This window comes from Streptomyces sp. NPDC101776 (genome assembly GCF_044766845.1).
GTDB lineage: Bacteria > Actinomycetota > Actinomycetes > Streptomycetales > Streptomycetaceae > Streptomyces.
This window is the reverse complement of sequence record NZ_JBIWMV010000044.1, coordinates 1-26,286: the sequence shown is the minus strand read 5'-3', so window position 1 is coordinate 26,286 and position 26,286 is coordinate 1. Positions and strand designations below refer to the sequence as shown.

At 68.9% G+C, this 26,286-nt stretch carries 25 protein-coding genes and 3 pseudogenes; 7 read left to right on the top strand and 21 right to left on the bottom strand.

The genetic code is table 11. From position 1 onward, the window contains the following. Positions 1-269: 269 nt before the first annotated feature. Genes ACIRRY_RS51030 through ACIRRY_RS51020 form a run of 3 tightly spaced genes read right to left on the bottom strand, consistent with a single transcriptional unit; the run spans position 270 to position 1,362 of the window. Positions 270-653, bottom strand: coding sequence for a hypothetical protein (locus ACIRRY_RS51030; protein WP_403987765.1), 384 nt, complete (start codon positions 651-653; stop codon positions 270-272). Beyond that, positions 650-856: a hypothetical protein gene (locus tag ACIRRY_RS51025; RefSeq protein WP_403987763.1), complete on the bottom strand. Its 207-nt coding sequence runs from the start codon at positions 854-856 to the stop codon at positions 650-652. Before ACIRRY_RS51025 ends, ACIRRY_RS51030 begins: the two co-directional genes overlap by 4 nt. Further along, the gene (locus ACIRRY_RS51020; protein WP_403987760.1) at positions 790-1,362 is read right to left on the bottom strand and encodes a hypothetical protein; all 573 of its coding nucleotides are present in this window, start codon (positions 1,360-1,362) and stop codon (positions 790-792) included. Before ACIRRY_RS51020 ends, ACIRRY_RS51025 begins: the two co-directional genes overlap by 67 nt. Before the next feature lie 421 nt (positions 1,363-1,783). Here ACIRRY_RS51020 and ACIRRY_RS51015 point away from each other — a divergent pair, with 421 nt between their 5' ends. Together ACIRRY_RS51015 and ACIRRY_RS51010 are read left to right on the top strand one after the other, a co-directional pair. Continuing rightward, the gene (locus tag ACIRRY_RS51015) at positions 1,784-2,026 is read left to right on the top strand and encodes a hypothetical protein (protein ID WP_403987757.1); all 243 of its coding nucleotides are present in this window, start codon (positions 1,784-1,786) and stop codon (positions 2,024-2,026) included. Then, positions 2,026-2,403 carry a fic family toxin-antitoxin system, toxin component gene (locus tag ACIRRY_RS51010; protein WP_403987754.1) on the top strand — a complete coding sequence of 126 codons (378 nt, stop codon included), beginning with the start codon at positions 2,026-2,028 and terminating at the stop codon, positions 2,401-2,403. The genes ACIRRY_RS51015 and ACIRRY_RS51010 overlap by 1 nt, the downstream gene beginning before the upstream one ends. Positions 2,404-3,072: 669 nt before the next feature. Here the strand turns inward: ACIRRY_RS51010 and ACIRRY_RS51005 are convergent. The 3 genes from ACIRRY_RS51005 to ACIRRY_RS50995 all read right to left on the bottom strand — a co-directional run bounded on the left by ACIRRY_RS51005 (position 3,073) and on the right by ACIRRY_RS50995 (position 6,569). After that, positions 3,073-4,224 (bottom strand): DMT family transporter, encoded by a 1,152-nt coding sequence (locus tag ACIRRY_RS51005; protein ID WP_403987751.1) that lies wholly within the window; start codon positions 4,222-4,224, stop codon positions 3,073-3,075. Between the two features lie 886 nt (positions 4,225-5,110). After that, on the bottom strand, positions 5,111-5,398 hold the full coding sequence (locus tag ACIRRY_RS51000) for a hypothetical protein (RefSeq protein ID WP_403987748.1): 288 nt from the start codon (positions 5,396-5,398) through the stop codon (positions 5,111-5,113). 37 nt (positions 5,399-5,435) lie between these two features. Further along, the gene (locus ACIRRY_RS50995; protein ID WP_403987745.1) at positions 5,436-6,569 is read right to left on the bottom strand and encodes an IS630 family transposase; all 1,134 of its coding nucleotides are present in this window, start codon (positions 6,567-6,569) and stop codon (positions 5,436-5,438) included. Between the two features lie 157 nt (positions 6,570-6,726). On the opposite strand from ACIRRY_RS50995, the pseudogene ACIRRY_RS50990 reads away from it, so the two are divergent. Then, a pseudogene (locus ACIRRY_RS50990) lies at positions 6,727-8,047 on the top strand (IS630 family transposase). A gap of 295 nt (positions 8,048-8,342) precedes the next feature. Here the strand turns inward: ACIRRY_RS50990 and ACIRRY_RS50985 are convergent. Beyond that, the gene (locus ACIRRY_RS50985; RefSeq protein ID WP_403987742.1) at positions 8,343-8,657 is read right to left on the bottom strand and encodes an FAD-dependent monooxygenase; all 315 of its coding nucleotides are present in this window, start codon (positions 8,655-8,657) and stop codon (positions 8,343-8,345) included. A 70-nt stretch (positions 8,658-8,727) separates the two neighbouring features. Continuing rightward, positions 8,728-9,678: an NADP-dependent oxidoreductase gene (locus tag ACIRRY_RS50980; protein WP_403987739.1), complete on the bottom strand. Its 951-nt coding sequence runs from the start codon at positions 9,676-9,678 to the stop codon at positions 8,728-8,730. Positions 9,679-9,830: 152 nt separating this feature from the next. On the opposite strand from ACIRRY_RS50980, the pseudogene ACIRRY_RS50975 reads away from it, so the two are divergent. The 3 genes and pseudogenes from ACIRRY_RS50975 to ACIRRY_RS50965 all read left to right on the top strand — a co-directional run. Beyond that, positions 9,831-10,082, top strand: a pseudogene (locus tag ACIRRY_RS50975) (helix-turn-helix domain-containing protein); the annotation flags it as partial. Positions 10,083-10,272: 190 nt separating this feature from the next. Continuing rightward, positions 10,273-10,512 (top strand): annotated as a pseudogene (locus tag ACIRRY_RS50970) (DUF721 domain-containing protein); the annotation flags it as partial. Between the two features lie 323 nt (positions 10,513-10,835). After that, positions 10,836-11,183, top strand: coding sequence for a VOC family protein (locus ACIRRY_RS50965; protein ID WP_403987736.1), 348 nt, complete (start codon positions 10,836-10,838; stop codon positions 11,181-11,183). Between the two features lie 138 nt (positions 11,184-11,321). Here ACIRRY_RS50965 and ACIRRY_RS50960 read toward each other — a convergent pair whose 3' ends face one another. The 12 genes from ACIRRY_RS50960 to ACIRRY_RS50905 all read right to left on the bottom strand — a co-directional run bounded on the left by ACIRRY_RS50960 (position 11,322) and on the right by ACIRRY_RS50905 (position 23,132). After that, positions 11,322-12,068, bottom strand: a complete 747-nt coding sequence (locus ACIRRY_RS50960; protein ID WP_403987733.1) for a FadR/GntR family transcriptional regulator — start codon at positions 12,066-12,068, stop codon at positions 11,322-11,324. Continuing rightward, on the bottom strand, positions 12,059-13,087 hold the full coding sequence (locus tag ACIRRY_RS50955; protein WP_403987730.1) for an aldo/keto reductase: 1,029 nt from the start codon (positions 13,085-13,087) through the stop codon (positions 12,059-12,061). The genes ACIRRY_RS50960 and ACIRRY_RS50955 overlap by 10 nt, the downstream gene beginning before the upstream one ends. A gap of 47 nt (positions 13,088-13,134) precedes the next feature. Further along, positions 13,135-14,202 (bottom strand): PfkB family carbohydrate kinase, encoded by a 1,068-nt coding sequence (locus tag ACIRRY_RS50950; protein ID WP_403987727.1) that lies wholly within the window; start codon positions 14,200-14,202, stop codon positions 13,135-13,137. Further along, complete coding sequence (locus ACIRRY_RS50945; RefSeq protein WP_403987768.1) at positions 14,199-14,786, bottom strand: bifunctional 4-hydroxy-2-oxoglutarate aldolase/2-dehydro-3-deoxy-phosphogluconate aldolase; 588 nt, start codon at positions 14,784-14,786, stop codon at positions 14,199-14,201. The genes ACIRRY_RS50950 and ACIRRY_RS50945 overlap by 4 nt, the downstream gene beginning before the upstream one ends. A 47-nt stretch (positions 14,787-14,833) precedes the next feature. Beyond that, on the bottom strand, positions 14,834-15,595 hold the full coding sequence (locus ACIRRY_RS50940) for an SDR family oxidoreductase (RefSeq protein WP_403987724.1): 762 nt from the start codon (positions 15,593-15,595) through the stop codon (positions 14,834-14,836). After that, entirely contained in the window at positions 15,592-16,635 is a 1,044-nt protein-coding gene (locus tag ACIRRY_RS50935) for a zinc-binding dehydrogenase (protein ID WP_403987721.1), read from the bottom strand. The genes ACIRRY_RS50940 and ACIRRY_RS50935 overlap by 4 nt, the downstream gene beginning before the upstream one ends. Further along, on the bottom strand, positions 16,632-17,069 hold the full coding sequence (locus ACIRRY_RS50930) for an RbsD/FucU domain-containing protein (RefSeq protein WP_403987719.1): 438 nt from the start codon (positions 17,067-17,069) through the stop codon (positions 16,632-16,634). Before ACIRRY_RS50930 ends, ACIRRY_RS50935 begins: the two co-directional genes overlap by 4 nt. A gap of 18 nt (positions 17,070-17,087) precedes the next feature. After that, entirely contained in the window at positions 17,088-17,978 is an 891-nt protein-coding gene (locus tag ACIRRY_RS50925) for an amidohydrolase family protein (RefSeq protein ID WP_403987716.1), read from the bottom strand. Next, positions 17,971-19,296, bottom strand: coding sequence for an L-fuconate dehydratase (locus tag ACIRRY_RS50920; protein WP_403987713.1), 1,326 nt, complete (start codon positions 19,294-19,296; stop codon positions 17,971-17,973). The genes ACIRRY_RS50925 and ACIRRY_RS50920 overlap by 8 nt, the downstream gene beginning before the upstream one ends. A 95-nt stretch (positions 19,297-19,391) precedes the next feature. Beyond that, positions 19,392-20,435 (bottom strand): ABC transporter permease, encoded by a 1,044-nt coding sequence (locus ACIRRY_RS50915; protein ID WP_403987711.1) that lies wholly within the window; start codon positions 20,433-20,435, stop codon positions 19,392-19,394. Next, complete coding sequence (locus tag ACIRRY_RS50910; protein WP_403987708.1) at positions 20,428-21,990, bottom strand: sugar ABC transporter ATP-binding protein; 1,563 nt, start codon at positions 21,988-21,990, stop codon at positions 20,428-20,430. Before ACIRRY_RS50910 ends, ACIRRY_RS50915 begins: the two co-directional genes overlap by 8 nt. A 77-nt stretch (positions 21,991-22,067) precedes the next feature. After that, positions 22,068-23,132, bottom strand: a complete 1,065-nt coding sequence (locus ACIRRY_RS50905) for a sugar ABC transporter substrate-binding protein (protein WP_403987705.1) — start codon at positions 23,130-23,132, stop codon at positions 22,068-22,070. Between the two features lie 595 nt (positions 23,133-23,727). Between ACIRRY_RS50905 and ACIRRY_RS50900 the strand changes: the two genes are divergently transcribed. Continuing rightward, the gene (locus ACIRRY_RS50900; protein WP_403987702.1) at positions 23,728-25,665 is read left to right on the top strand and encodes an RICIN domain-containing protein; all 1,938 of its coding nucleotides are present in this window, start codon (positions 23,728-23,730) and stop codon (positions 25,663-25,665) included. A 306-nt stretch (positions 25,666-25,971) separates the two neighbouring features. On the opposite strand, the gene ACIRRY_RS50895 is transcribed toward ACIRRY_RS50900, so the two are convergent. After that, positions 25,972-26,286 (bottom strand): integrase core domain-containing protein (locus ACIRRY_RS50895; RefSeq protein WP_403987699.1); only part of this gene is annotated, 315 nt, incomplete at its 5' end.

Below are 26,286 nucleotides of genomic sequence, written 5' to 3'. Positions count from 1 at the left end.
TACGTCACCCCGCTCGAAACGAGATCCTTGCTCAGGCAGAGCTTCGTCCCGGCAGCGTAAACACCCGCTGTCCAGTTCGCGGGGGGAACTTCACTCCGTAACCCGGCAGGGAACTGCCCACCGCACCTGGAACCGCGGTGAGCCGTTCCTCCGGGCACCGGACCCCTGCCGTAGCCGCGTCGCACTGCCGCCTGAGCCGAGACGGACTGCACCGGCAGCCGGACATGTCCCTGTCTCCCGCCCGCCCCGGCCGTTGGGCCCGGGGCGGTTCACTTGCTGCGCCAGGACTCCAACTGCTGGGCGACGGTGCGCAGATCGGCTTCCTGTGCACGGACCGACTGGGCGAGCTCGTACAGGTCGTCGTCCTTGGCCTGGAGGGGCTGGCCGGAGACGTGCATGTACTGGCTGGCGCAGGCCCAGCCGATGACCAGGTTGTAGTCGGTGAAGGGCCGCAGCAGCAGGGCGGTGTGCAGGAAGGTCGCGGCCCGGGCGGCGGCCTCCTCGTAGTACAGGACGCCGCGTTCCCGTTCGAACGTGTGCCGGTCGGCCATGAACCCCAGGGCGCCCCAGTCCGCGATGGGCACGTTCAGCGGGGAGATCGCTGACTGGATCTGCAGGACCCAGCCGACATCGACACGGATGATCGGGCTCACCGCTGTCCCTCGGGGAAACGGGCCATGACGCCGGGCAGCACCCGGGCAGCTTCCTCGACCGCCCCCTCCACGAAGGAGAGCCGGTCGGCTTCCTGAACCGTCACATCGTGCACGTGCTGCTTCAGACTCCGACCCGTCAGCGCCGCCCGCTCGCGCAGCCGCGCCATTTCATCTTCGGTGAATTCCACGTTGAGTGCAGGCATGACCTCAAGGTACCGCGTTTGGTACCACATGCGGTACCAAACGCGGAGAGACCGCCCTCTACGCCCTCTCTGCCAAATGCGTCGACCGAACCGAGCTGGCCAAGGGATCGGCGGCTCTCGTCACCGGTCTGCGTACCGCCGTCGCCGCCGCGCCCGGCGCCGGCATCGCCCTGCTCTGTACCGCCCGCGCCTGCAGCCTGCCCCGACGCGGCCAGATCGCCGACCGCTTCACCAAAGCCCTCGAACGGCTCGGCGAGGTTGCTTTCGAGGTCGCCAGCCACCTGGGTGATGCGTTCGGCGCTGTGCAGGTCCATTCCCTCGTCGCCGAGCGGCTCTCCCCTGTTACGGGGGCCGGTAGCCGGATCGGTGGATACGAATACGTCCAGGTTGCGGTCGCATGTCTGTACGCCGGGGCCGGATGTGCACAAATCGGTTATGGCGTCGATGCGTTCGCTATCCTGATGCCCAGTCAGATTACAGAGGGCGAGTTCGCCTGGCTTTACCATCGGGGGATGGTGTGAGTACCGCATTCGTGCCGTAACAGCCGCAGCTGCCCCGGGCCACCACGCCGCCCGATGCCGCCACTCCGTCGTACGCCACCGAGTCGACCCGGCTGCTGTGCGCGGGCACCTATCTCGACCCGCTCTACCGCGACCGCGTGATCGACGAGCCCCGCTGACCATCACGCTGCCCCACCCACCAGGCCCCGCGCACCTGTTGACCCCACCACTCCCGTCCCCACCGAGGAGGAAACCTCTCCTGACCAGCGCTGATCCTGTAAGGCGAATATGCGGCGACGTCGCCCGTGGGGCCCACAAGGCCTTCGGCAGGAGGGACCGCGGACAACGCGTTCGTTGCCGCGCCGGGCCCCTCGTGCGTGACTGACTCCACCTCCACCAGAGTGGTAACAGCTGTTACCATGTGGGGGTGAAGACTCAACTCGGCGTTCGCGTCGACACCGACGTCAAGGAACTCGCGCAGGCCCGGGCCAGGGACCGCGGCATGGACCTGGGTGAGTACATCGCCCGCCTCGTCATCGAGGACACCGACGGACTGCGCCGGCGCGGCCTGGACGCCGCGGGCCGCTTCCTCGACGAGCACCAGGACCTCTTCGACGAGGCCGAGGACCAGGACGCCGGCCGCGGCGCGCAGGGAGCCCACGCCGCGTAATGGACCTGCACATCGACGTCCCCTGGATCCTTCAGGTCGCCGAACTGGCGGGCGCCGGAGACCCGGCCCCCGACGACTACGGTGTACCGGTCGCCGCCGTCGCCTGCCACCAGGCCGAACTCCTGGAACAGCCCGTCTACGACGGCCCCTACGCCCGCGCCGCGGCCCTGGTCCACATCCTCGGCCGGTGCCACTGGCTGGAGCGCTCCAACATGGCCGTCGCCGCGGCGACCGGCGTGATGTACCTCGAAGCATCCGGGATCCAGGTCAAACCCGCCCGCGAGGACGCACTCGGCCTGCGCGACCTGCTGCGCGACCCCACCTGTAGCGCCACGAGGATCGCCGCACTCCTGCGCACCTGGCCCGTCACCAGCTGACACATCTCCGGCTCCTCACGGTCCGGACCGCGCACGGGTAGCCGGGGAGTAGCGGTACGGACCTGGTCGGGGACGGCCGTCACACGGACTGCGCTGCGGAAGGCCACCGGGCGCACGCTGCGCCTCACCCAGCGGCGGCGTGCATCGCGCACGTGTCGACCGCGCGCTGGAGTCCGGCCGGTAGAGCCGCGTGCCCGGGCACGCGTGCGGAGCGCGGCCGCACTAGCGGATCCGGAATCCCGGAGGTCCAGGCCTGGACAGGCGGCGTTTCGGCGTGGGATCAGTCCGGCGCTCGCCAGATGTCCGCCCCGCAGCCGCAGTTGTCGGAGACCAACTCGAAAGAGGTTGGTGCCAATTACTGCCAACTGGTAAATCCCCAGCTTCACGCCATATCCCCAGCTCCGCAGCCTGATCCCGCCCAACGCAGCTCCCAGCGCTTCCACCCCGCCGAGCAACCATCCGCGTTCGTCCGTACGAAAGGGGTGAGGCTCCCGCGCAGCGCGGGAGTTGAGTCGGGGGTCTGCTCGCCAGGATTTGGCCGTCGTAATGAGCAGACCCCCCAGCCGAAAGGACTCACGTGCCAGACCGTTTCGACATGACCACCGCGGTGGTCCAAGGTTCTGAAGAAGGACGTCCGTGAGCCGTTCTGGCGCGGCACCGGCGCAGTATCTAGGCCGCTTCTGACGGGTCCTCAAGAGCCGGGGGTATGCGCAGGAACAGGGTGTCGAACGCGCCCGCGCCGTGATAGGTGGGGAGGGTGATGGTCGGGCTCTCGTCCGCGGTGTAGCTCGCCCAGTCCACTCTGGGGTCGCGGATGGCGGTGTGATGAAGTGTCAGAGGGGCTTCGTACGGGGCGTGGGACGGGTACGGCGGTATTTCCGTGCGGTGTCTGCCCTGCTGTGTCGCGGCCTTTCCCCGGCTGCTGCCGCTGGTCACGACGACGGTGACGCCGACGATGATCAGCAGGAGTCCGGGTACGGTCGCGGGCTTGATGCCCTGCTCCATGAACCACCACGCGGCGAGCGCCGCGACCGGGGTCTCCAGCAGGAGCAGGACGCTCATGGTCGTCGCCGATGTCCTGCCGAGGGCGAAGTTGAGTGAGCCGAGTCCCAGGATCTGGGGAAGGAGGAGCAGTCCGAGCAGTGACAGGTGGGTGGCTCTGTCGAAGCCGGTGAGCGGGATGTGGGCCAGCAGGCAGAGGGCGAGGAGTTCCAGGCCGCAGACCAGCGAGGTGAACGTCGAGTACAGCGGTGTGCTCACGTCCGCCCGCGACCGTTCGCTCAGAGCGGTGTAGCCGGCTTGGGCGACGGCTCCGACGAGGGCGAGCAGGTCGCCGAGGAGCGCCGTACCGCCGGACCTGATGTCGAGACCGCCCGCCGCGGCCGCGCCCAGCACGGAGAGTGCGAGTCCCGCCCAGGTACGGCGGGACGCCCGGACGCCCTGGCCCGCGGCGATGAGGGCCTGCCAGACGGGCTGGGTGGCGACGAGCGCCGTGGACATGGCGACCGAGGTCAGCCGGGTGCTCGTCATGAAGGCCGCGAAGTGGAGGGCGAGCGAGGTGGCCGCGAGGAAGCCGAAGACCAGGGGCCGCCACTGCTCCCGGCGCAGGATGCCGCGCTCGCCGCGGGCCACCCGCACCACCTCGCGGCGGCGCAGTAACAGGAGGAACGGCCCGAGTACGGCGAAGCCCAGGCAGTTGCGCCAGAAGGCCATGGCGAGCGGCGAGGCGGAGGCGGCGGCGGTGAGCGGCGCGGTGGCCGAGACGGAGACCACGGTGACCGCCATCGCCGCTACGGTCAGCGGATCGAGTCGGGACTTCACGCGTTCGGACCGCCGTCCACGATCGACCGGGCGACGGCGGACACCCGGGCTCCGATGCGGTCGCGCGGGGAACACGGCGGCGGAACATGGGAGTTCGCGCGGCGGTGCTCCGCCCCGCCCCTCCCACCGCGGCCGCGATCGAGGATTTCCGTGGCGCCCGGACCCGGCAGTGTTCCGTTGCGCACGCGCACGAACTGCCTCGTGGCCGCGGATATCGACATACCGCCGGCGCTTGCTGCGCCGGCGTCAGGCAGGTGAGAGGTGAGACCGTTGCCGTCGAACACGGCCAACTGACGGTCGGCCGTATGTCCACTATTGATCACTGAGTACACGGTTTCTGTGCTGTGGGGGGTGAGGGACGACTCAAGGCTCCGGCGACGGTGGTGGGACCGGTCGATGACATGAGCCGGGGAGAACACCGGCCGTCCGAAGTCCCCTACTGGGCTGCGGCCGTTCGCCCGAGTGATGTCGCAGTACGCGCACAACCTGATGTGTGGCCTGCGTCAGCCGGTCAGAGGTGTACTGTTCCTGGCTCGGCAGATGCGCGCCCGGCACACGGCCGGGGCGGTGACGATGCGTTTCATGAGGGGCTCCTCGGTTCGCGGTACGGTCGGTCCCTACCGGCCGCTCTCCTCAGAGCCTCGTGCCGCGCCCGCCCCCGCCGCCTCGGCCCAACGGCCGGTTGAGCGCCTCCGCCTCGGTCGAAAGGACTAGTGCCGCATCAAGGAACGTTCGCCCCGTCTTGCCGGACGGGTCCGTGGCAGGTAGCCGTTGGATGCGGTCCGCGTAGCCTCGCGGGATGCATTCTCATCTGAGCTTCGAGAACCCTCCCGCGCTGCCTCACGGGGTGGTGGTCGAGACGTTGGAGCGGGCTTTGCGTGACCGCTCAGCAGAGGGCGAGGCGGCGGGAGTTCTGGTCGGCACCGCGTTGAACGACGACGACTCGGGGTTCGTCGAGCACTGGTGCGTGCAGGTCGGGACGAGGGCTGTGTCGGGGAGTCCGCTGCTCGGGCTGGCCGGCCTGTGCCTGGGCCATACCGCTCGACGCTTTGGGCAACTCGGCGATGAGGCCCGCGCCCTGGCGGAGTCGCTGGCGGCGCGGGCCGAGGCGGACCCGTCGGATGTGGACGGTCGGGCCCTCGACGGCCTTGACGATGTCCGGAGCTTCCTTCACCTATGGTGACGTCGCGGGATGCCGCTGCTGTTGCAGGTCAGGCTGCGTTGGCTCTACTCACGAGGGCTTTGAGGCGCTTGTCGGCGGCGTTCTTGTTCCGCCAGATGATGTAACGGCGGATCATGCTGCCCTGGGCCTTGTGGGTGGGGTGGTCGGTGCCGTCGAGGGCGAAGTAGCGCAGGGCGGTGAACTGGGCCTCGATGCGGTTGAGCCAGGAGCTGCTGGTCGGGGTGTAGGCGATCTCGACGTTGTTGGCCTCGGCCCAGTCGGCGACACGGCGGCAGCGTTTGGTGGTCAGGTGCGGGGAAAAGTTGTCGCAGATGATCGCGATGCGCTTGCCGACGGGGTGGAGGGAGCGCAGGTAGCGGCAGAACTCCAGGAACTTGGAGCGGTTCTTGGTCTTCTTGATGTGGCCGTAGAGCTGGTCTTTGCCCAGGTCGTAGGCGGCGAACAGGTGGCGGACGCCGTGCGGGCGGTTGTAGGTCGCGCGGCGGCGCGGGCGCGGCTCACGGTCTCGGTCCTTGTGTTTGCCGCCGCGTCCGGCCCACTGGCGGCCGGGATGGGGCTGGAGATTGAGGGGGCCGAACTCGTCCATGCAGAAGACGGTTTTTGGCTCGCCCTCCTCGGGTATGACCTCGCCGTCGGCGATGGCGTAGAGGTGCTCGACGCGGGCCTTCTTGACCGCGTAGTCGGGGTCGCGGGAGGTTTTCCAGGTCGTCAGGCGTTGAAAGGTGACGCCTTCCTCGCGGAGCAGGATGCGCAGGCCCTCGTGGCTGATGTCGTCGACGACCCCCTCGGCAACCAGGAAGTCGGCCAGTTTGACCAGGCTCCAGGTCGAGAACGGCAGGCCGTGCTCGACCGGCCTGGACTTGGCGATCTTCTTGATCTCACGGCGCTCGGGCAGGGTGAAGGTCTTCGGCCGGCCGCCCTTGTACTTGGGGTAGAGCGAGGTGAAGCCGTCGGTGTTGAAGTTGTGGATCACGTCCCGGACCCGGTCCGGGCTGGTGAACGTGACCTCGGCGATCTTGGTCACGTCCATGCCCTGGGCCGATAAGAGCACCATCTGGGCTCGGCGCCAGGTCACCACGGATCCGGTGCCTCGGCGGACGATCCGCAGCAGTCGCTGCCCCTCGTCGTCATCGATCTCGCGGACCCGCACACGCTCAGCCACCCGCTAAGCATGGCGCACAACGTGCCGCCCGGAGCACCATCCGGACGGCACGTCACAACAGGGCGAACCTTGCTTGATGCGGCACTAGTGTGCTGCGCCAGAAATTCTGGGGATTAGTAAGTACCCCGTCGTCATGTCGCATTCGGGGCCTTCTGCTGTGGCGATCGCGTTGTCCGAGGCCGAGCGCGCCGAGTTGGTGTGCCGGACGCAGATGCCGCACCGGCGCTCGGCCGAGAAGGCCCGCATCATCCTGGCGTGCGCTGACGGCATGTCAAACGCGGCTGTGGCGCGGGTCGTTGGTGTCCAGGCCAAGACGGTGGGTAAGTGGCGTCGGGCTTTCGCCGCAGAGCGGATGGCCGGGCTTGAGGACGCCGGCTGGATCGGCCGGCCGAAGGCCGACCTGGTCCTCGACGATGCTGAGCGCAGGCAGCTGACCCAGTGGGCGCGGCGGGCGAAGACCGCGCAGTTCCTCGCGCTGCGAGCCAAGATCGTGCTGCGTTGCGCGGAGGGCGGGACGAACCAGCAGGCCGCGGCCGACCTCGGCATCGACAGGTCGACCGTGGACCGCTGGCGGGCCCGGTTCATCGCACAACGCCTCGATGGTCTGCAGGACGAACCGCGCTCGGGCCGGCCGCCTTCGATCCTCCTCGACCAGGTCGAGGAGGTCGTCGTGGCCACCCTGGAATCGCTCCCGGGCCAGGACACGCACTGGTCACGGGCCTCGATGGCCCAGCGCACCGGCCTGTCGAAGTCGACGATCGGGCGGATCTGGAAGCGGTTCGACCTCAAGCCCCACCTGCAGGACTCCTTCAAGCTGTCCACCGACCCTCAGTTCGTCGCCAAGGTCGTCGACATCGTCGGCCTGTACCACCATCCGCCCGAGAAGGCGGTGGTGCTGTGCGTGGATGAGAAGAGCCAGATCCAGGCGCTGGACCGGTCCCAGCCGGTGCTGCCGATGATGCCGGGCATGCCCGAACGCCGCACCCACGACTACCTGCGGCACGGCATCACCAGCCTGTTCGCGGCCTTCAACATCGCCGACGGCAGCGTCATATCGGCACTGCACCGCCGCCACCGGGCGATCGAGTTCAAGAAGTTCCTGATCCGGATCGACAAGGCGGTGCCCCGCCGGCCTCGATGTCCATCTGGTCTGCGACAACTACGCCACCCACAACACCGCCGAGATCAGGACATGGCTGGGCAGACACCCCCGCTTCCACATCCACTTCACCCCCACCGGCTCCTCATGGATGAACCAGGTCGAGCGGTGGTTCGGCCTGCTCACCGACAAGCTCATCCGCCGCGGCGTCCACACCTCCGTGAAGGCACTGGAGGACGACATCACTGCGTGGATCAACGCCTGGAACGAGAACCCGCGGCCCTTCACCTGGACCAAGACAGCCGACGAGATCCTCAATTCCCTCGCCGACTACCTCACCAAAGTCGGAACCACCAATCAGAAAACAGAGCAGAACTAACCCTCAGAATTTCTGGCGCAGCACACTAGCGAGGTTCGACGTCCGGGGCATAGGGGGCGGGCCTACGCGAGGGGCTTCCACCGTCGCGGGCGGATACTCAGCTCGCGGTGTCGTCGGTGCGGTTGCTCCGGTCGCCACGGAGGGCGGCGGTCAGCCGGTTGATGCTCTGGACCGCGAGTTCGGCGAGGTTCGAGCGGGCGACGACGGCGGTCGTCTCGCCGTGCCGTCGGACGCTGCGCAGGTCGCGCTGGACCTGGCGCGACAGTTGGTGCGACTCCCGCTGGGCGGTGGCGAGTCACTGCTCGGCGGCGGTGCGCAGCTGACGGTGCTCACGTCGGGTACGGGGAGTGCCGGTGCTGTCGGCAGAGGTCTCTGTGGGCATGTCGGGGCCCGATTCCGTGTCCACGGACACGTCGGCCACGATCGCCCGCACGCCGAGGGTCCTGCCGGGAAAGCCGATGTCGAGAGCCTTCCGGACGAGACTCGATCCGCCGTCGGCGCCGATCAGATATCGGGTCCGTACGGTCTGTTCGCCGTCCGGGGTGACGATCCGCGCGGTCACACCGTCGGCGTCCGGCTCGAAGCCGACGAGTTCGTGACCGTGGTCCACGGCGGCGAGTCACAGTCGCCCTGCTACGGCGCGGTGGCGACGGCGGGATGTGACGCGCGAGCGCGACGGGCTACGCGGCCACCGCGACCACGTGTTTGCCCACGACGCCGCCGCTCTCGAACGCCTGGTGTGCCGCGGCGATGTCCGCGAGCGGGTACACGCTGTCGATCACCGGGCGCAGCGCACCCGACGTGACACGGTCGGCGACCTCACCCAGCACGGGGGTACCGGGATTGGCGCTGAAGGTTCGGATACGGCGGGAGCCGTGCACGCTGGACGCGGCGATCGCGGCCAGGGCCGACGGGGACAGTCCGACGGTGACCATCCGGCCGCCCTTGGCCAACCGGCTCCGGTAGCAGTGCAGTTCCGTGCCGACGGTGTCGACGATGACGTCGAAGGGTCCGATCTGGTCAGAGGTGGTGGAGCGGTAGTCCAGGACCTCGTCGGCACCGAGGTCGGTGAGGAACTCGGCGTGCCGGTCGCGGGCCAGCGCGGTCACGTGTCCGCCCATCGCGTGCGCCAACTGCACGGCGGCCGTGCCGACTCCGCCGGCCGCACCGCGGACCAGGACCCGTTCTCCGCTCTCCATGTGCACGCTGTCGCGCAGCGCGATAAGCGCCGTGGCACCTGTGACCACCAGGGAGGCCGCCTCGACCGACGAGACGTTCTTTGGGGCGTGCGAGACGCGGTCCGCGGACACGACGACGTACTCGGCCGCTCCGGCAGTGGTGTGCTTCTGCCGGGGGTGCACCATGCCCCACACCCGGTCGCCGGCCCGGAAGCCCTCGACATCGGCGCCGGTCTCGACGACAGTGCCCGCGAAGTCCAGGCCCACACCGATCGGGAAGCGGCGTCCTGAGACCATCTTCAACTCCCCGGCGCGGACGATCACATCGTGTCCGTTCACGCTGGATGCCTCGACCGACACGAGGACGTCACCGGCGCCGGGGGTGGGGCGCTCGATGTCGTTGACCCGCAAAACGTCCGACGTACCGTAACTCGTGATCTGAACGGCCTTCATGTCGCTGTCCTTCCGAGGCTGCTGCTGTGGTGCCTCCGATGCTGGACCCCGCATGCGGAATCACGGTCGTTCTCCTTTTCCTGGGTCTGGCAGACCCACCCTCGTGAGCCGCGCGGGCGGCATACTGACGACGTGGCCGACGTCCCCTCACCATGAGCGAAGATCCCCGGCGCGAACTCTCCGAGTTTCTGCGTACCTGCCGAACTCGTCCGCGACCGCGGGACGTTGGCCTGGAACCGGGCGCGCGACGGCTCGTCGCCGGGCTACGGCGCGAGGAACTGGCCCTGCCGGCCGGGGTGAACTCGGACCACTGACAGCGCATGGAGCAAGGACGCGACGTCCGGCCCTCCGACCAGGTCTTGGACGCCGTTGCCGTGCGAGGACGACGACCGCTGCGCTTCTCCTGCGGCGGCCTCCTCGCCACGCGAGCAGGCTGCGGGCGCGGTCTCGGATTCCGTAGTCGTCTGCACCGATGTCCGAAGTCCTCTGCACTCGCGCCGAGCGTGGTCGGCGACGGTCGTCCGCGTCCGAGCTTCCCGTGCCCTCGACTGCGAACACGCTGGTCACCCATGCAGATGACTTCGGACATTGACAGCAGTCGACCGGCAGACCCGCCGGATGCGTGAGCTCAGCCGACGCGCCTTCCCCGAGCCCCTGGACGACGCGCCAGCCGCGATCGAGACGGCCCGTGCCGAGCGCCGCCGCCAGGCCGCGGCGACCGAGGCCGCCGCCCGGCGCCGGGCACGGCAAGAGCGCGCGGCCCCGAAGGGACAGGCCCCGGACGGCGTGATCGGCACAGCGACGGGAGCATCACGGCTGGAGCGTACGGCGTGAGTCGAGCCGAGAAGCGATCTGGTTGGTGAACTCCGCCGGTGCCAGGATGGGTTGGCGGGCGGGGACGAGGGAGTTTGTGTACACGGACAGGCGACAGATCCAGACGGCGGTGCTTGGCGGCGCTGACTCGGATGAGCCGTTGATGCTGCCGATGGAAGCGATCGAGCTGGATGCATTCCGCCGTTCTCACGAGGACAACACTTTTTGGTGCGGGACTCTGCTCGGCGGCTGCGGGGGCCAGCTGACCACGAAGCTGTACATGGACCGGGCCTGTCTCCTACCGCGTCACCGACCTGGACCGCTCGCTCGGTTTCTACACCGCCTTGGGCTACGCCGAACTGGGCAGGGTCAAGGTCGGCGACGGGGCTCACCTCGTGATCCTCAAATTACCCGGTGAACCGGCGGCCTCGCTCGAACTGGTCCACCGCCCCGGCGACGGACCGGTCGACGTGGGCAGTGGTTTCGACCACCTCGCGATCCAGGTGGACACGCTCGCCACCACCCTGGAGACGCTGACCGAAGCCGGCCTGCGACCCGAACCCCTCCAGTACCCGGGCGGCCCCGACGGCCCGAAGACGTCGTGGCTCACGGACCCGGATGGGTACCGGATCGAGTTGGTGGAGTGGCCGCCGGGACATCCCGACGGCATCACCGCAGCAGACTTCGCCTGAGGCGGCCACGGTCTGCGCAGTGACGAAGCGTCCCCTCGGCGCGACCGCGACGCAACGCCAGGCGACATCCCACCCCATCCACAGGTCTTGACGACTACTCTTCTCGGATCCCGGACGGGGATCCCTGGGGGCCGCTGCTCAGGGATTCTGCCGGACCTTGGGCCTCGTGACCGCCTGTGCCTCGTCACGGATGGTGCTCCCGGACTCCAGGTGTTCCCGGAGCCACCTCTCGGTGCTGTTGACGTGCATGAGTGCGGCGGCCTGGCTGAGGGTGGCGTCGCGGGCGGCCAGTGCGTCGAAGATGGCCTCGTGCTCGGCGAGGGTTCTTCCCGCCGCCTGGGCGTCGACCAGTCCGCGCCATACACGGGCCCGGAGGGTACGGCCCGAGACGCCTTCCAGGATGGTCAGCAGTGTGTCGTTTCCCGTGGCCGAAGCGACGGCGCGGTGGAACGCCGCGTCATGGGAGTTCAGGCGCTCGACGTCGTCGCGTGCTTCCCGCATTGCGTCGAGATGCCGCTTCACCTCGGCCAGGGCTTCGTCCGAGATGCGGGTGGCGGCCAGCGCGGTGGTCATGGGCTCAAGCAGCCGTCGCACCTCCATCAGGTCCAGCAGAGCGCCCGCATCGCCCTGGAGCAGTTCCACCGCGCCGCCGAGCCCCTCCAGCAGCAGGCTCGGCTCAAGGCTGGTGACGTAGGTGCCGTCGCCGCGCCGTACCTCCAGGATCCGGGCCACGGCCAGTGCCTTGACCGCCTCGCGTGCCAGGTTGCGCGACAGGCCCAACTGCGCGGCCAGATCCGGTTCCGGGGGCAGTTTCGAACCCGGGGGCAGTGCGCCGGTACTGATCAGCTCACGGAGCTGCTCGATGGCTTTGTCCGTCAGAGACACAGGGTGTCCTTCCCGTCGGTGGTGTCAACGGGCATGTCCGCCCTGATCAGTTCCCGGGCGCGGAGATCGTCCCAGAGGTCTCCTGGCACGTGCCGATGGTGGAGTTCCACGTTCCGCGTGACCTGGTCCGGATTCCGCATGCCAAGTGTGACGTTGATGATAGTCGGGTGCGTGAAAGGGAAGGCGATCGCGGCGGCGGGCAGGCTCGTACCGTGCTCCTCGCAGATCCGGGCGATCGCTCTGGCCCGGTCGACCAGTTCCGGAGCGGCCTCCTGGTAGTCGTACTTCATGCCCTCGGCGGGCCGGTCGCGCGAGAGGAGTCCCGAGTTGAACACGCCGACGGCCACCACGCTCTTGCCCGACTCCTGGGCGGCAGGCAGCACGTCGTCCAGGGCGGACTGGTCGAGGAGGGTGTAGCGGCCGGCGAGCATCACCACGTCGGCGGCGGTCTCGCGCAGGAAGCGGGCCAGCATGGCCGACTGGTTCATGCCGGCGCCGATCGCACCGATCACTCCTTGGTCGCGCAGTTCCGCCAGGGCGGGCATGGCCTCGTCGGCGGCCTGTCTCCAGTGGTCGTCGGGGTCGTGCAGGTAGACGATGTCCAGGCGGTCGAGGCCGGTCCGCTCCAGCGTGGCCTCGATGGACCGCAGTACCCCCTTCCGGCTGAAGTCCCACTGGCGACGCAGATCGTCCCGTACGACGAAGCCCTCGCTGTCCATGCCCTGCGGGTGTTCGTTGGGCACGAGCAGCCGTCCCACTTTGGAGGAGACGACGTACTCGGCGCGGGGCCGTTGCCGCAGACAGGCGCCCAGGCGCCGCTCGGAGAGGCCCAGGCCGTAGTGCGGAGCGGTGTCGAAGTAGCGGATGCCGGCGTCCCAGGCGGCGTCGACCGCGGCGCTCGCGTCCTCGACCGGGGTGACCCGGTACAGGTTGGCGATGACCGAGGCTCCGAAGCCGAGTTCGGTGACGTCGACGAGGGTGTTCGCGATGTTCCGGCGTGCGATGGTCCGTTGCCTCAACTGTGCTCCTGGCGACTGCGATAGGGCGTGTGGGTGGTGCGGGCGGTTCAGCGTCTGACAGTTGCCGAGCCGTCGGCCATGAGTGCTTCGACCTCGGCGAGCGAGGCCATGGAGACGTCTCCGGGGGTGGTCATGGTGAGCGCGCCGTGTGCGGTGCCGTAGGCGAGGGCCCGCGTCAGGCGGGCGGTCGTCAGCCTGCGCGGCCCGATGCCGTCCCCGCTCAGCAGACCGTGGATGAGACCGGCGGCGAATCCGTCGCCGGAGCCGATGCGGTCCAGGACGTGCAGGCCCGGCATCCGGGGGCCGGTGACCAGGCCGGTCTCGGGTGACCAGGCGGCGGAGGCCCAGTCGTTGACACCGGCCGAGGGGACCTCGCGCAGGGTTGTCGCCAGTACCCTGGCCGAGGGGAGCAGGGCCGCCACCTCGGCGAGCGCGTCCGGTAGCGCGTCGGCGCGGACCCGCACGTCGCCCGGTCGGGGGCCGGCCAGGCCCAGGGCGCCCACGACGACGTCCGCGTGCCGGGCGAGCCGCAGATCGACCTCGCGGGCCCGGTCGGCGCCGCCTCGGTCGGCCCAGAGGCTGGGGCGGTAGTTGGGGTCGTAGGAGACCGTGATGCCGTGGCGCCGGGCCGCGGCCATCGCCTCGTCCGCGACGTCCACGGTGGTGTCCGACAGGCCGGCGAAGATGCCACCCGTGTGGAACCAGCGTGGGCCTGCCGCGAAGATCGTGTCCCAGTCGACGTCTCCCTTTGCCAGCTGGGAGACGGCCGTGTTCCCGCGGTCGCTGACGCCCAGCGCGCCCCGGATGCCGTAGCCGCGTTCGACGAAGTTCAGGCCGTTGCGGGCGGTGCGGCCGATGCCGTCGCCCGGGACCCAGCGGATCAGCGAGGTGTCGACGCCGCCCTGGAGGATCAGGTCCTCGACGAGCCGGCCCACCGCGTTGTCGGCCAGGGCGGTCACGACTGCCGTCCGCAGTCCGAAGCAGCGGCGCAGGCCGCGGACGACGTTGTACTCGCCGCCGCCCTCCCATACCTGGAAGGTGCGGGAGGTGCGGATCCGGCCCTCACCGGGATCGAAGCGGAGCATCACCTCGCCGAGTGCCACCACGTCGGTCACGGCTGGCTCCCTTCCACGGCTTCGGCGGTCAGCCGACGGATTACCTCGTAGTCGCCCCGTTCCAGGTGTGCGGAGGTCGCCATCCAGCTGCCGCCCACCGCGACGACCGTCGGCTCGGCGAGGTAGCCGGCCAGCAGATCGGCGCCGATTCCGCCGGTCGGCAGGAAGCGCGCCTGCGGAAATGGCGCGGCAAGCGCCCGCAGGGTCCGCAGGCCGCCGAGGGCTTCGGCGGGGAAGAGCTTGACCGTGTCCACACCGGCTCGCAGGGCCCTCATCAACTCGGTGGCGGTGGCGATACCCGGCACCACCGGGACTTCCAGCTCCCGGCACTTCGTCACGACTGCCTCGTCGAACCCGGGGGAGACCACGAAGCGGGCCCCGGCCGCCACGGCCCGCTCCGCCTGTTCGGGGGTGAGGACCGTGCCGGCGCCGACAGTGAGCCCGCCGTGCGCCGCCATCGCCTTGAGCACCTGCTCGGCTTGCGGGGTGCGGAAGGTGACCTCGGCGCACCGGGCGCCGCCCGCGGCGAGCGCGGCGGCCAGCGCGGTCGCCGTGTCGGCGTACGGCACGGTCAGCACCGGCATGAGGCGCGTGCCGGCCAGCACGGAGGCCAGGTCCTTGGTGTTGTCGTTCACCGGCCGAGCCATCCGCCGTCGACGGGCAGGATGGCGCCGTGGATGTAGGAGGCGGCGTCGGAGGCGAGGAAGACGGTGGCACCGGCGAGGTCGTCGGCGGTGCCCCAGCGTCCGGCCGGGATGCGGCTGAGGATCGCCCGGCTGCGCACCGGATCGACCTGCAGCGCTTGGGTGTTGTCGGTGGCGATGTAGCCGGGGGCGATGGCGTTGACGTTGACGCCGTGGGGGGCCCATTCGTTGGCGAGTGCTTTGGTCAGGCCGGTGATGCCGTGTTTGGCTGCGGTGTAGCCGGGGACGTTGATGCCGCCCTGGAAGCTGAGCAGCGACGCCGTGAAGATGATCTTCCCCTGGCCGCGGGCGACCATCGCCGCCCCGACCGCCCGGGTGAGCGCGAACTGGGCGTTGAGGTTGACCTGGAGGACCAGGTCCCAGTCGGCGTCGGTGTGTTGCGCGGCCGGGGCGCGGCGGATGGTGCCCGCGTTGTTGACCAGGATGTCCACCGGCCGTTTCCGTCCGGCGAGGTCTGAGCCCAGCGCCCGAACCGCCTCGGGGTCGGCGAAGTCGGTTCGGATCGCCTCGAAGGTGCGGCCCGCGGCGGCGACGTCCTTCTCGATGTCGCTGCCGGAGGCCTCCAGTGCGGCGCTGACGCCGATGACGTCCGCGCCGGCGACGGCGAGCGCGCGGGCCATGGCCCGGCCGATGCCGCGCCGGGCACCGGTGACGACGGCGAGCTTCCCGGTGAGGTCGAAGGAGGTCATACGGCCGCTCCCTGAGCGTCGTCGGTGCAGTCCACGAGGATCTTCATCACGTCGCCGCCCGCCTCCAGCGCCTCGAAGGCGGCGGGCGCCTCGGTGAGCGGTACGACCTTGCTGATGAGCCGATCGGCCGGAATCGTGCCGTCGGCCACGAGAGACACCGCCTTCTCGAAGTCGGAGCGGTCGTACAACCGTGCGCCGACGAGGGTGAGTTCGCGCCAAAAGAAGCGGTGCAGGTTGATCTCACGCGGGCGGGGGTGGATGGCGACGAGACACAGCCGGCCCCGAACTCCGAGCACATCGACCGCCGTGTCGACGCCGGCGGCGGCGCCGGACACCTCGAAGGCGACCTCCGCGCCCGCCTCCCCGGTCCACTCGCGGACCAGTTCGGGCACGTCGTCCACCGCCGGGTCCCAAGCGGTCAGGCCCGATGCCTCGGCGAGCGCGCGCCGGTGGGCGCTGAGTTCGGCGATGCGTACGTCGGCGCCCGCGGCCCGCGCCACCAGGGCGATGAGGATGCCGACGGGTCCGCCGCCGACCACGACGACCCGCTCGCCCTCCCGCACCGCGGCCCGGCCCACGTCGTGCACGGCGACCGCCGTGGGCTCGACGAGCGCGGCCCACTCCAGGGGAACGGAATCGGGGACGCGCACGAGCGTCGAGGCGGGCACGGTCCAGCGCTGCTGCATCGCGCCGGGGGAGTCGATGCCGATGAAGTCGAGGTGCTGGCAGATGTGTTGATGCCCCGAACTACAGGCGGGGCAGGTGCCGTCCCAGCGCAGCGGCATGACGGTCACCGCGTCACCGGGAGCCCAGCCCTCCACGTCCGGGCCGACGCGCACGACACGGCCGGACATCTCGTGCCCGAGAACGGCGGGCGTGGTGACCCGGGCGTCCATGTCGCCGTGGAAGATGTGAAGGTCGGTGCCGCAGATACCGACGTAGGCGGGGGCCAGTTCCACTTCGCCGGGGCCGGGGGAGCGGGTCTGGGTCTCGGCCGTGTCCAGGGTGCGGGCGGCCGTGTAACGGACGGCGACTGTCATCGTGTTCTCAGGGTCCCTTCAGCGCGGACGCCAATGGTCAGCAGCAGGTTGGCGTAGGTGCGGATGTCGGCGGTGACGATGGCCAGCGCCAGGTCGGGGGAGCGGGCGGCGTCGTAGAACTCGAAGCGGCCGAGCGTCTCGACGGTGACGGGCGCCAGCCGCGCGCGGTATCCGGCGATGGCCGGCGGCTCCGGTTCGCCCTCGGGCGGGACCATCACGTGGGCCGACTCGACGGGCAGGGCACGCAGCAGGACGTCGAGCACGGTGGTGACGTCCAGCAGGCCGGGAGCCAGGTTGAGGTGGACGGTCCGGGCGCGCTCGCCGGTCGCGGTGCTCGCGGGATAGTGGCCGTCGGCAAGCAGCACGCGGGCGCCGTGGCCGGCTCCGGCCAGCGCTTGGAGGATTCCGGGGTGCAGCAGGTCGGTCAGGAGCACGGTGTTCCCTCCCTTCTCTCAGGGGGCTTTCAGGGCAGGGGAGTTCAGGCGGTAGAGGCGGGTCGCGGTACGGGTGAGGATCGCCGAGGTTTCGGCGGCGGAGCAGTCGGCGAGCAGTTCCTCGACGGTGGCGGCCCACTGGTTCCAGCCGCCCGCGAGGACGCAGACCGGCCAGTCCGAGCCGAACATCAGCCGGTCGGCGCCGAAGGTGGAGAGCAGGATGTCCCACACCGGGCGGATGTCCTCGATCGTCCACCTGCGGTGATCGGCCTCCGTGACGAGGCCCGAGACCTTGCAGCGCACCTGGGGATGGGCGGCCAGTTGCCGCAACTCCGTTTCCCAGAGCTTCAGTTCGCCCGAGGCGATGGGTGGCTTGCCCGCGTGGTCGAGGACGAGCGGGAGACCGGGGAAGCGTTCGGCGAGCCGGACGGCCTGTGCGAACTGGTGGCTTCGGACGAGTACGTCGTACGCCAGCCCACGCTCGCCGACCGCCCGCAACCCCCTTTCCACGGAGGGCCGTTGAAGCCACTCCGGATCCACCTCGCCCTGGACGAGGTGGCGTACGGCCCGCAGATACGCGCCGCCGGGGCCGGCGCGCAGTTCGTCGAGTACGGCGGCGATCGCGGGCGAGGCCAGGTCGGCCCAGCCGACGACCGCTCCGATCAGAGGGTCCCGCTCGGCCAGGGCGAGGAGTTCGCGCGTTTCCGACACGGAGGTGACGCACTGGACGACGACGGTGCAGTCCAGTTGCCGACCTGCGATCGGCCGGGTCGCGGCCGATCGCAGGCCGGCCGTGCCGAACGTGCGGCGGATCGATTCGTGGCCGGGCTCGTCCAGCCAGGGCTGGGGGCGGTGGTCGAGGTCCCACACATGGTGATGGGCGTCCACCAGGCGCCGGGTGTCAGACACGGACCGACCAGACCGGGCCGTCGGGATACGCGTACTCCTTGAGCGACTTCGGGAGCATCTGCGCGCTCAGACCGGGCAGAGTGGGCGCGGCGTAGTGGCCTTCGGCGATACGGACCGGGTCGACGAAGTGTTCGTGCAGATGGTCGACGTACTCGATGACCCGGTTCTCGACGGTGCCGGAGACCGCGATGTAGTCGAACATCGACAGGTGCTGCACCATCTCGCACAGCCCGACACCCCCGGCGTGCGGGCAGACGGGCACGTCGAACTTCGCGGCGAGCAGCAGGATCGCGATGTTCTCGTTGATCCCGCCTACCCGCGCGGAGTCGATCTGCACGATGTCCACCGCGCCGGCCTGGAGGAGCTGCTTGAAGACGACCCGGTTGGCGATGTGCTCGCCCGTGGCCACCTTCATCGGGCTGAGCGCCTTTCGGACGGCGGCGTGGCCGAGGATGTCGTCCGGGGAGGTGGGCTCCTCGATCCAGTACGGGTCGTACGGCGCCAGCTCGCGCATCCAGTCGATTGCGGGCTGGACGTCCCATCTCTGGTTGGCGTCCACGGCGATACGGATGCCGTCGCCGACCGCCTCACGGGCCGTGTGCATGCGCCGGATGTCGTCCTCCAGGGACGCGCCGACCTTCAGCTTGATCTGGGTGAAGCCGTCGGCAACGGCCTCGCGGGACAGGCGGGCCAGCTTCTCGTCGGAGTAGCCGAGCCAGCCGGGGGTGGTGGTGTAGGCGGGGTAGCCGCGCTCCAGCAGTCGAGCGATCCGCTCCTCGCGACTGGGTTCGGCGCGGCGCAGGATCTCCAGTGCCTGCTCCGGTGTGAGGGCGTCGCTGAGCCAGCGGAAGTCGACCTGGGCGACCAGCGCCTCCGGTGACATCTCGGCGAGGAACCGCCACACCGGCTTGCCCGCCCGCTTGGCCGCAAGATCCCAGGCGGCGTTCACGACCGCGCCGGTCGCCATGTGGATGGCGCCCTTCTCCGGTCCCAGCCAACGGAGTTGGGGATCGTGGACGAGCGTGCGCGAGAACACCCCGAGGTTGGCGCAGACCTCCTCCACGGACAGGCCGACCACGTGGGGGGCCAAGGCCGCGATGGCGGCTGCCTGGACATCGTTGCCGCGTCCGGTGGTGAAGGCGAGCGCATGGCCCTCTAGACCGTCCAAGGCGTCGGTGCGCAGGACGACGTAAGCGGCCGAGTAGTCCGGTTCGGGGTTCATGGCATCCGACCCGTCCAGATGCTCGGACGTCGGAAAGCGCACGTCCAGGACGTCCAGGGCGGTGATACGGGCGAATGCGGACAGGGCAGAGGGCATGGCGGCAACTCCTGTGAAGGCAGGGGGAATACGGGCCTGGTCGCGACGGCCACGTGGGGGGCAGGGCCCGAGAGGGCGCAGACGGGACGGCCGGGTCAGTCCTGCACCTTGCCCCCGGTGATGCGGGAGATGATCAGTGCTACGAGGATGATCAGTCCGTTGAGGGCGCCGATCCACTGGGCGGGGACCCCCGCCAGGGTGAGCACGTTCTGGATCATGAAGAGCAGCAGGATGCCGGTGAACGCCCCGAACATCGTGCCCTTGCCACCGTTGAGGCTGATGCCGCCGATGACGGCGGCGGCGAAGACGGTGAAGATGTACCCGTTGCCCTGGGCCGAGGCGACCGAGGCCAGCCGTCCGGACAGCAGCAGACCCGCCAGGGCGGCCAGCAGGCTGCCGGTGACAATGACGATCCACAGCACCCGGTCGGTGCGGATGCCGGCCGCCTTCGCCGCGTCGACGTTGCCGCCGATGGCGTACAGCGAGCGGCCGAAGCTGGTCCAGCCGAGCACGACGATGCCCACGGCGAAGAGGATCAGGCAGACCCAGATGGACACGGGCATCCCGGCCCACTCGGCGGTGCCGAGGTAGAGCATGGACGACGGCAGTTGGAAGAAGGTCTGGCCGCCGGAGATACCGGTGAGGATGCCGCGCAGCACGATCAGCATGCCCAGGGTGACGATGAAACCGTTGAGACCGAATCGAATGATCAGTACGGCGTTGACCAGGCCGATGAGCACACCCATGGCGAGCGTGATGGGGACAGCCCAGCCCCCTGGGAGGAGGCCGAGGCCGTGCCCCGCACCGGCCGGGACCACGAGCCAGGCCGCCACGCCTGGTGCCAGACCCATGGTGGACTCCAGGGACAGGTCCATCTTCTTGACGATCAGGATCATCGTCTGGGCCAGCACGAGCAGGGCCATCTCGGACATGGTCTGCAGGACGTTCATGAGGTTGTCCGGCTGCAGGAAGACCGGGTTGACGATCTGGCCGACGATCGCGATGACCACGATCGCGGGGACGAGCGCGAGGTCACGCAGCCGGGCGAGTGGTATCCGGCCGCCCAGCATCCTGGGCTGCTTGCCGTTGGGCACGGCGGCATCCGTGGTGGCCGTGTCCGCGAGGACGGTTTCAGGCATTGAGGTCCACTCCTTCCATCGCGGCCACGAGGTCGTGGTCGTGCCAGCCGCGGGCGATCTCGTTGGTCACACGGCCCTGGAACATGACCAGGATCCGGTCGCACATGCGCAGGTCGTCGAGTTCGTCGGAGGCGATGAGCACTCCGGTGCCGGACTGCGCGGTTTCCTCGACCTTCCCGAGGAGGAACTCCTTGGAGCGGACGTCCACGCCTGCCGTCGGGTTGATCAGGACCAGCAGCCGGGGGTTGTCGGCCAGGGCGCGGGCCATCACGACCTTCTGCTGGTTGCCGCCGGAGAGTGACGAGACGGGCAGTTCGGGGCCCGGCGTCTTGATCGCCAGGTTCTCGATCATGCCGACGGCGAGCCGGTCCCGTCGGCGCGTGCTGATGAAGCCGTTCCGGCCGAGCCTGCCGGGGATGGACAATGTGCCGTTGTCCGCGATCGACATGTCCGGCACGAAGCCCTGATGGTGCCGGTCCTGCGGGACGAAGCCCGCGCCGGCGGCCAGCGCGGCGGGCACGCTGCCCGGGCGGGGCCGGTTGCCGGCGATCTCCACCTCGCCCGCATCGGCGGCGCGCAGTCCTACGACGGTCTCGGCGACCTCGGTGCGGCCGCTGCCCGCGGCCCCCGCGAGGCCGACGATCTCTCCGGCGCCCACCTCGAAGGTGACGTCACCGTAGGTTCCTTCGCTGGTCAGACCTCTGGCGCTCAGGGCTGTCGCGGCGCCGGTGTCGAGCGTACTCGCCCGTGCCTCGCGGTCGGCCGCGGCCGCCTCGCCGGTCATGGCCGCGACGAGCTCGGTGCGGGGAAGGTCGGCGACCGGTGCGGTCACGATGTGCCGGGCGTCCCGGAAGACCGTCACCGTGTCGCAGATCTCGTAGACCTCCTGGAGATGATGGCTGATGAACAGGAAGGTCACGCCCTGTTGCTGCAGGTCGCGGATGCGCCCGAAGAGGCGGTCGATGGCCGCCGCGTCGAGCTGGGCGGTGGGCTCGTCCAGGATGATGAAACGCGCACCGAACGAAAGCGCCCGCGCGATCTCCACGAACTGGCGCTGCTCCACGGAGAGATCGCCGGCAACGGTCTGCGGGTCGACGTCCACCGACCAGGTCGACAGCAGGTCCTGCGCACGGTGGCGCAGCGCCTGCCAGCTGATCAGCCGGCTGCTTCCTCGGCCGTAGCGGTTGAGGAAGAGGTTCTCGGCCACGGTCAGCGTGGGAATGATCGTCGACTTCTGGTAGACACACGCCACGTGCTGCCGCCAGGCCTCGCGGTCCGAAAGCCGCGGAGCGGGCTGCCCGTCGAACGCCACCGTGCCCTCGTCCGATGCCTGCAGGCCGGTGAGGATCGACACCAGGGTCGACTTGCCCGCTCCGTTCCGGCCGATGAGTGCGTGGGTCTCCCCGGGCCTGACCGTGATCCGGGCGCCGTTGAGAGCCACCGTCGAACCGAATCGTTTGGTGATCTGCCTCGCCTCGACAACGGGCGGTCCGTCAAGGACCGCACCGCCGCCCGCGGGCGCGCGGCTGCCGGCAGCCCGCTCCCCGTCGTTCATGTCAACCACCTTGCTCTGTTGCTTCGTCGGGTTGCCCGGCCGGCGTCCGTGAGGGCGCCGGAGGGCAGGTCGTGCCGTCAGCTGAGGTTGTTGCCCCACAGCGAGGTGTCGTCGCTCTTGACGCTGACCACATCGCCGAAGGTGCCGCCGTCGGCGGTGACCAGCGGGGCCGAGAGCTGGTCCTCCAGCAGGCCCTTGCGCACCTGGATGATGGTGCTGTCGTGGTCGGTCTTGCCGGGCTTGAAGGTCTTCCCGTCGATCGCGGCCTTGAGGTAGTACAAGGCGTACTTGGCGTAGAGGTCGGCCGGCTGGGAGACGGTGGCGTCGATCTTCCCGGCGGCGATGGCCTTGAGCTCCTCGGGGATGCCGTCGTTGGAGACGACGAAGACGTGCTTCTTGTCCTTCGGGTCGACCAGCAGGCCCTTCTGCTTGAGCACCTGCAGCGTGCCGGACAGGGCGAAGCTCGACTCCATGTAGACGCCCTTGATGTCCGGGTGGGCCGTGAGGTCCGTCTGGAGCTTCTGTGCGGCGGTGGCGCCGTCCCAGTTGGTGGCCTCACCGAACACCTTGATGCCGGGGTAGTCGGCCTTCATGCACTCGTTGAACGCCTCGGTGCGGTCACGGCCGTTGATGGAGTCGAGACCGCCCTCCAGCATCACGACCTTGCCCTTGCCGCCGAGCTTGGTGCCGAGGAACGTGCAGGCCTTCTCGCCGTAGGCGCGGTTGTCGGCTCGGACCACCATGTAGACGTTGCCGGAGTCGGGCCTGGTGTCCACGGTGACGACGGGGATCTTCTTGGCCGCGAGTTGACTCAGGGTGGGTGCGATGGCGGCGGTGTCCTGCGGGGCCATGGCAACGCCCTTGACGCCCTGGCTGATGAACGTCTGCACGTTCGCGGTGAGCTTGGCGACGTCGTTCTGCGAGTTGGTGGTCTTGAGCGAGAGGCCGAGCTTCTTGGCGTACTCGGGCGTGTACTTGATGTACGAGTTCCAGAAGTCGGTGTCCGAGCGCGGGTAGTCGACGCCGACCAGCGGCGCACCGCTCGCGGTCGATCCGGAGCCGGAACTTCCGCTGCAGGCGCTGACCAGGGCCAGCGCCGACAGCACGGAGAAGGTGGAGCAGAGAGCGGTCCTGAGTCTCATCGGTGGTTCCTCGCACTCGTCCAGTGGGAGACAGGGGGCTGTTCGCTTGCTTGAGAGGCGCGCGAAACGCTGCGCCGATACATGGGATGTATGTATAAGCGCGGACCTTGCGGGCTGTCCAGTCCCCCGCAGGTAACAGGGAGGAAACCCTGGTGGTGGGAGCTGAGGAGTTCGGGCGTATGACTTGCGTGCTGAAATCCATCCCATTAATCAGCGCCGACTGTGCGGGGTGACTCGTCCGGGTGCTGATCCGATGGCGCGTTCGCAAGGCGGCCGCATGGAGACATGCCATGTCTGGGGTGACGTAAATCGTCTTATTGCCTCATGTAAGGGTTGAAAGTGCATCCTGTGAATGGCTTTTCATCCCTGTGCGGTGGTTGACACCGGGTGGTTACATGCTCGAACTTCATGCGTAACACCCGCTGCCGGAGACCCCGTGGGTACCGCACAGCCCGACCTAACCTCTACGCCCGGGATGCCCCCTGCGCGCTGCCCGCTCCGTCGCCACGCACCACGTCTCCGCCTGGTCGGCGATTCGGCGTGGCGCCTTCGGAACGGTCATGCGGTGCTGACACACGCGAACTGGAGTGTGACCATGTCGTCTGGAAGACTGTCCCGCCGAACCTTCTTGGGGGCCGCAGGCGCCGCTGCGGCGGCGACGGCCCTGCCGATCGTGCCCGCTTTCTCCGGTCTGCTGCCCGAGGCGATGGCCGCCGACACGCAGACCAACCTGAGCAACCTCGTGAACATGCGCTTCGGCATGTTCAACCACTTCAACATGGGAACCTTCACCGACGAGGAGTGGGCCACCCCGAACCAGGACCCGGCGCTGTTCGCGCCCACGGCGGTGGACTGCGCCCAATGGGCGGCGGCGGCCGCAGCGGCGAAGATGAACTACGGAGTGCTGACGACCAAGCACCACGACGGCTTCTGCCTGTGGCCGACCGCGTACAACGACTACAACGTCGCGAACAGCTCCTACCCCCACGACATTGTCGCCCAGTACGTGAGCGCCTTCCGGGCCAAGGGCCTGCGGGTGGGCCTCTACTTCTCGATCTGGGACCGCAGCTACACCGTGCAGGCCTATGACACCCGTCACGGTGTGGCCTCGGACCAGGTGATCCAGCCCGGTGACCTGACCTACATCCTCAACCAGATCACCGAACTCCTGACGAACTACGGCACGATCGACGTGTTCGTCACGGACGGCTACGCATGGCAGATGGGCCAGCAGGCAGTCTCGTACCAGCGCATCCGGGAGCACGTGAAGTCGCTCCAGCCGGACATCGTCATGATTGACCACGGCGGCCTGTCGGTGCCCTTCCTGGGCGACGCGATCTACTTCGAGGAGCCGTTGGGCATCACCTCGCCCTCCGGGAACACCTATGCGTCCCTCCAGGGGCAGACGATCAGCAACGGGTGGTTCTGGCACCCGTCGACGCCGACCACCGATCCGCTGAGCAAGGCTTCGGTCCTTTCCCATCTGGCTGACCTGGAGCCGAAGTACACCTCGTTCATCCTCAACTGCCCGCCCAACCGGAGCGGTCAGCTGGACACCAACATCGTGACCCGGCTCGCCGAAGTGGGCGCGGCCTGGAGTCCCAACACCTCCCGGCCGGCGCTGCCGACGCAGATGCTGCGCGCAGAGCACCCCGTGACTCCGGTCAGCGCGTACGCGACCGGTTTCCACACGGGTGAGGGACCGATGAACGCGCTCGACGGCCTGAGCGACAAGAGCTTCGAGACGTGCTGGTCCACCTGGGGCCTCACGCTGCCGCACTCGATCACCATCGACCTCGGCGGGGTGTGGAGCAACGTCTCAACGCTGGAGTACCTGCCCAAGCAGTGGAGCCGGACCGAGGCCTCGGCCGGCGACATCACCGGGTACACGGTCTACACCAGTACGGACGGCACCACGTTCACCCAGGTGGCCAGCGGTACCTGGGCCACAGGCCGCGCCACGAAGGTCGTCGAGTGGGCGGCCAGGAACGTGGGCTACGTGCGCATCCAGGTCGATGCCGGCACCGGCGGGTACGCGAACATCGGCGGAGTCAAGATCGGCGGCCGCACGGCCAAGCCGGCACTGGTGTCATCGGTCCTACCGGGTGACGCGACGGTGTACCGGCTGGTGAACCGCAACAGCGGCGAGGTGGCCGACGTCTACAACTTCGGTACCGCGAACGGCGGCAACATCCAGCAGTGGCCCTGGCTGAACAACGGGGCGCAGAAGTGGACCTTCACCTCCACCGGGGACGGCTACTACAAGATCAAGAACGTCAACAGCGGCAAGCTGATGGAGGTGGCCGGGCTGTCCCGCGCCGACGGCGGCAACGTCGGCATCTGGTCGGACGACAGCGTTCCGCAGCAGCACTGGGCCGTGACTCCCACCGGCGACGGCTACCACTACCTCACCAACCGACTGAGTGGACTGTCACTCAACGTCGACGGAGGCTCCACCGCCGACGGAGCCAACGTCAACCAGTACACCTACACCCGCGCAACCCAGGAGCAGTGGCAGATCGTCGCCCTCTGACACACCCTCAGGGAAGGCGAGCGGGTGATGCCCGGTGGCGGACACACCGCTCGCCGACCTGTCAGCGCGGTGCGAAAACATGTGCGACGACCCTATCGCGGGCACGGAGCGAGGAAGTTGACGTACGTCCGCCGGTTGATCCCCAACACCACGACGAGGGACACGACCTGGCGGCGAGCTATGCAACTGTTACCGCTTCGCCCGCGGACGCCGGCGATGACGCGACCGGGACCGTCAACCAGGCTGGCTATCCGGCGGTTTACCCCGCGGAGAGACTGTCAAGCCCCGGGGTTCGTGGTGGCTGAGTTAGCTGGTTTTCTGGAGTGACTCGTGGGGTTCGGCCGCGTAGTAGGCGACCTCGTGCTCGGCGGGGGTGACGTAGCCGAGCTCGTCGTGCAGGCGTCGCTGGTTGAACCAGTCGATGTACTCGGCAACGGCGGTCTCGACGTCGTTGATGCCGGTCCACGGGCCCTTGTTGCGGATCAGCTCGGCCTTGAAAAGGCTGTTGAACGCCTCGGCCAGGGCGTTGGTGTGTCCAGAAGGTGAATGTGCGGTTCTGATGTAGAAGACGGAAACGAACAGTCGCCATGCTGTTGTGGAGATGAAGGTAGGTCCTTCGAC

Bases quoted from the DNA above. Each gene is read 5' to 3' on its own strand.
- ACIRRY_RS51025 (WP_403987763.1), bottom strand. From the start codon at position 856: ATGCCTGCACTCAACGTGGAATTCACCGAAGATGAAATGGCGCGGCTG.
- ACIRRY_RS51020 (WP_403987760.1), bottom strand. From the start codon at position 1,362: ATGGTAAAGCCAGGCGAACTCGCCCTCTGTAATCTGACTGGGCATCAG.
- ACIRRY_RS51010 (WP_403987754.1), top strand. From the start codon at position 2,026: ATGGACCTGCACATCGACGTCCCCTGGATCCTTCAGGTCGCCGAACTG.
- ACIRRY_RS50980 (WP_403987739.1), bottom strand. From the start codon at position 9,678: ATGAAGGCCGTTCAGATCACGAGTTACGGTACGTCGGACGTTTTGCGG.
- ACIRRY_RS50945 (WP_403987768.1), bottom strand. From the start codon at position 14,786: ATGCCGGTGCTGACCGTGCCGTACGCCGACACGGCGACCGCGCTGGCC.
- ACIRRY_RS50940 (WP_403987724.1), bottom strand. From the start codon at position 15,595: ATGACCTCCTTCGACCTCACCGGGAAGCTCGCCGTCGTCACCGGTGCC.
- ACIRRY_RS50935 (WP_403987721.1), bottom strand. From the start codon at position 16,635: ATGACAGTCGCCGTCCGTTACACGGCCGCCCGCACCCTGGACACGGCC.
- ACIRRY_RS50920 (WP_403987713.1), bottom strand. From the start codon at position 19,296: ATGCCCTCTGCCCTGTCCGCATTCGCCCGTATCACCGCCCTGGACGTC.
- ACIRRY_RS50915 (WP_403987711.1), bottom strand. From the start codon at position 20,435: ATGCCTGAAACCGTCCTCGCGGACACGGCCACCACGGATGCCGCCGTG.
- ACIRRY_RS50910 (WP_403987708.1), bottom strand. From the start codon at position 21,990: ATGAACGACGGGGAGCGGGCTGCCGGCAGCCGCGCGCCCGCGGGCGGC.
- ACIRRY_RS50905 (WP_403987705.1), bottom strand. From the start codon at position 23,132: ATGAGACTCAGGACCGCTCTCTGCTCCACCTTCTCCGTGCTGTCGGCG.
- ACIRRY_RS50900 (WP_403987702.1), top strand. From the start codon at position 23,728: ATGTCGTCTGGAAGACTGTCCCGCCGAACCTTCTTGGGGGCCGCAGGC.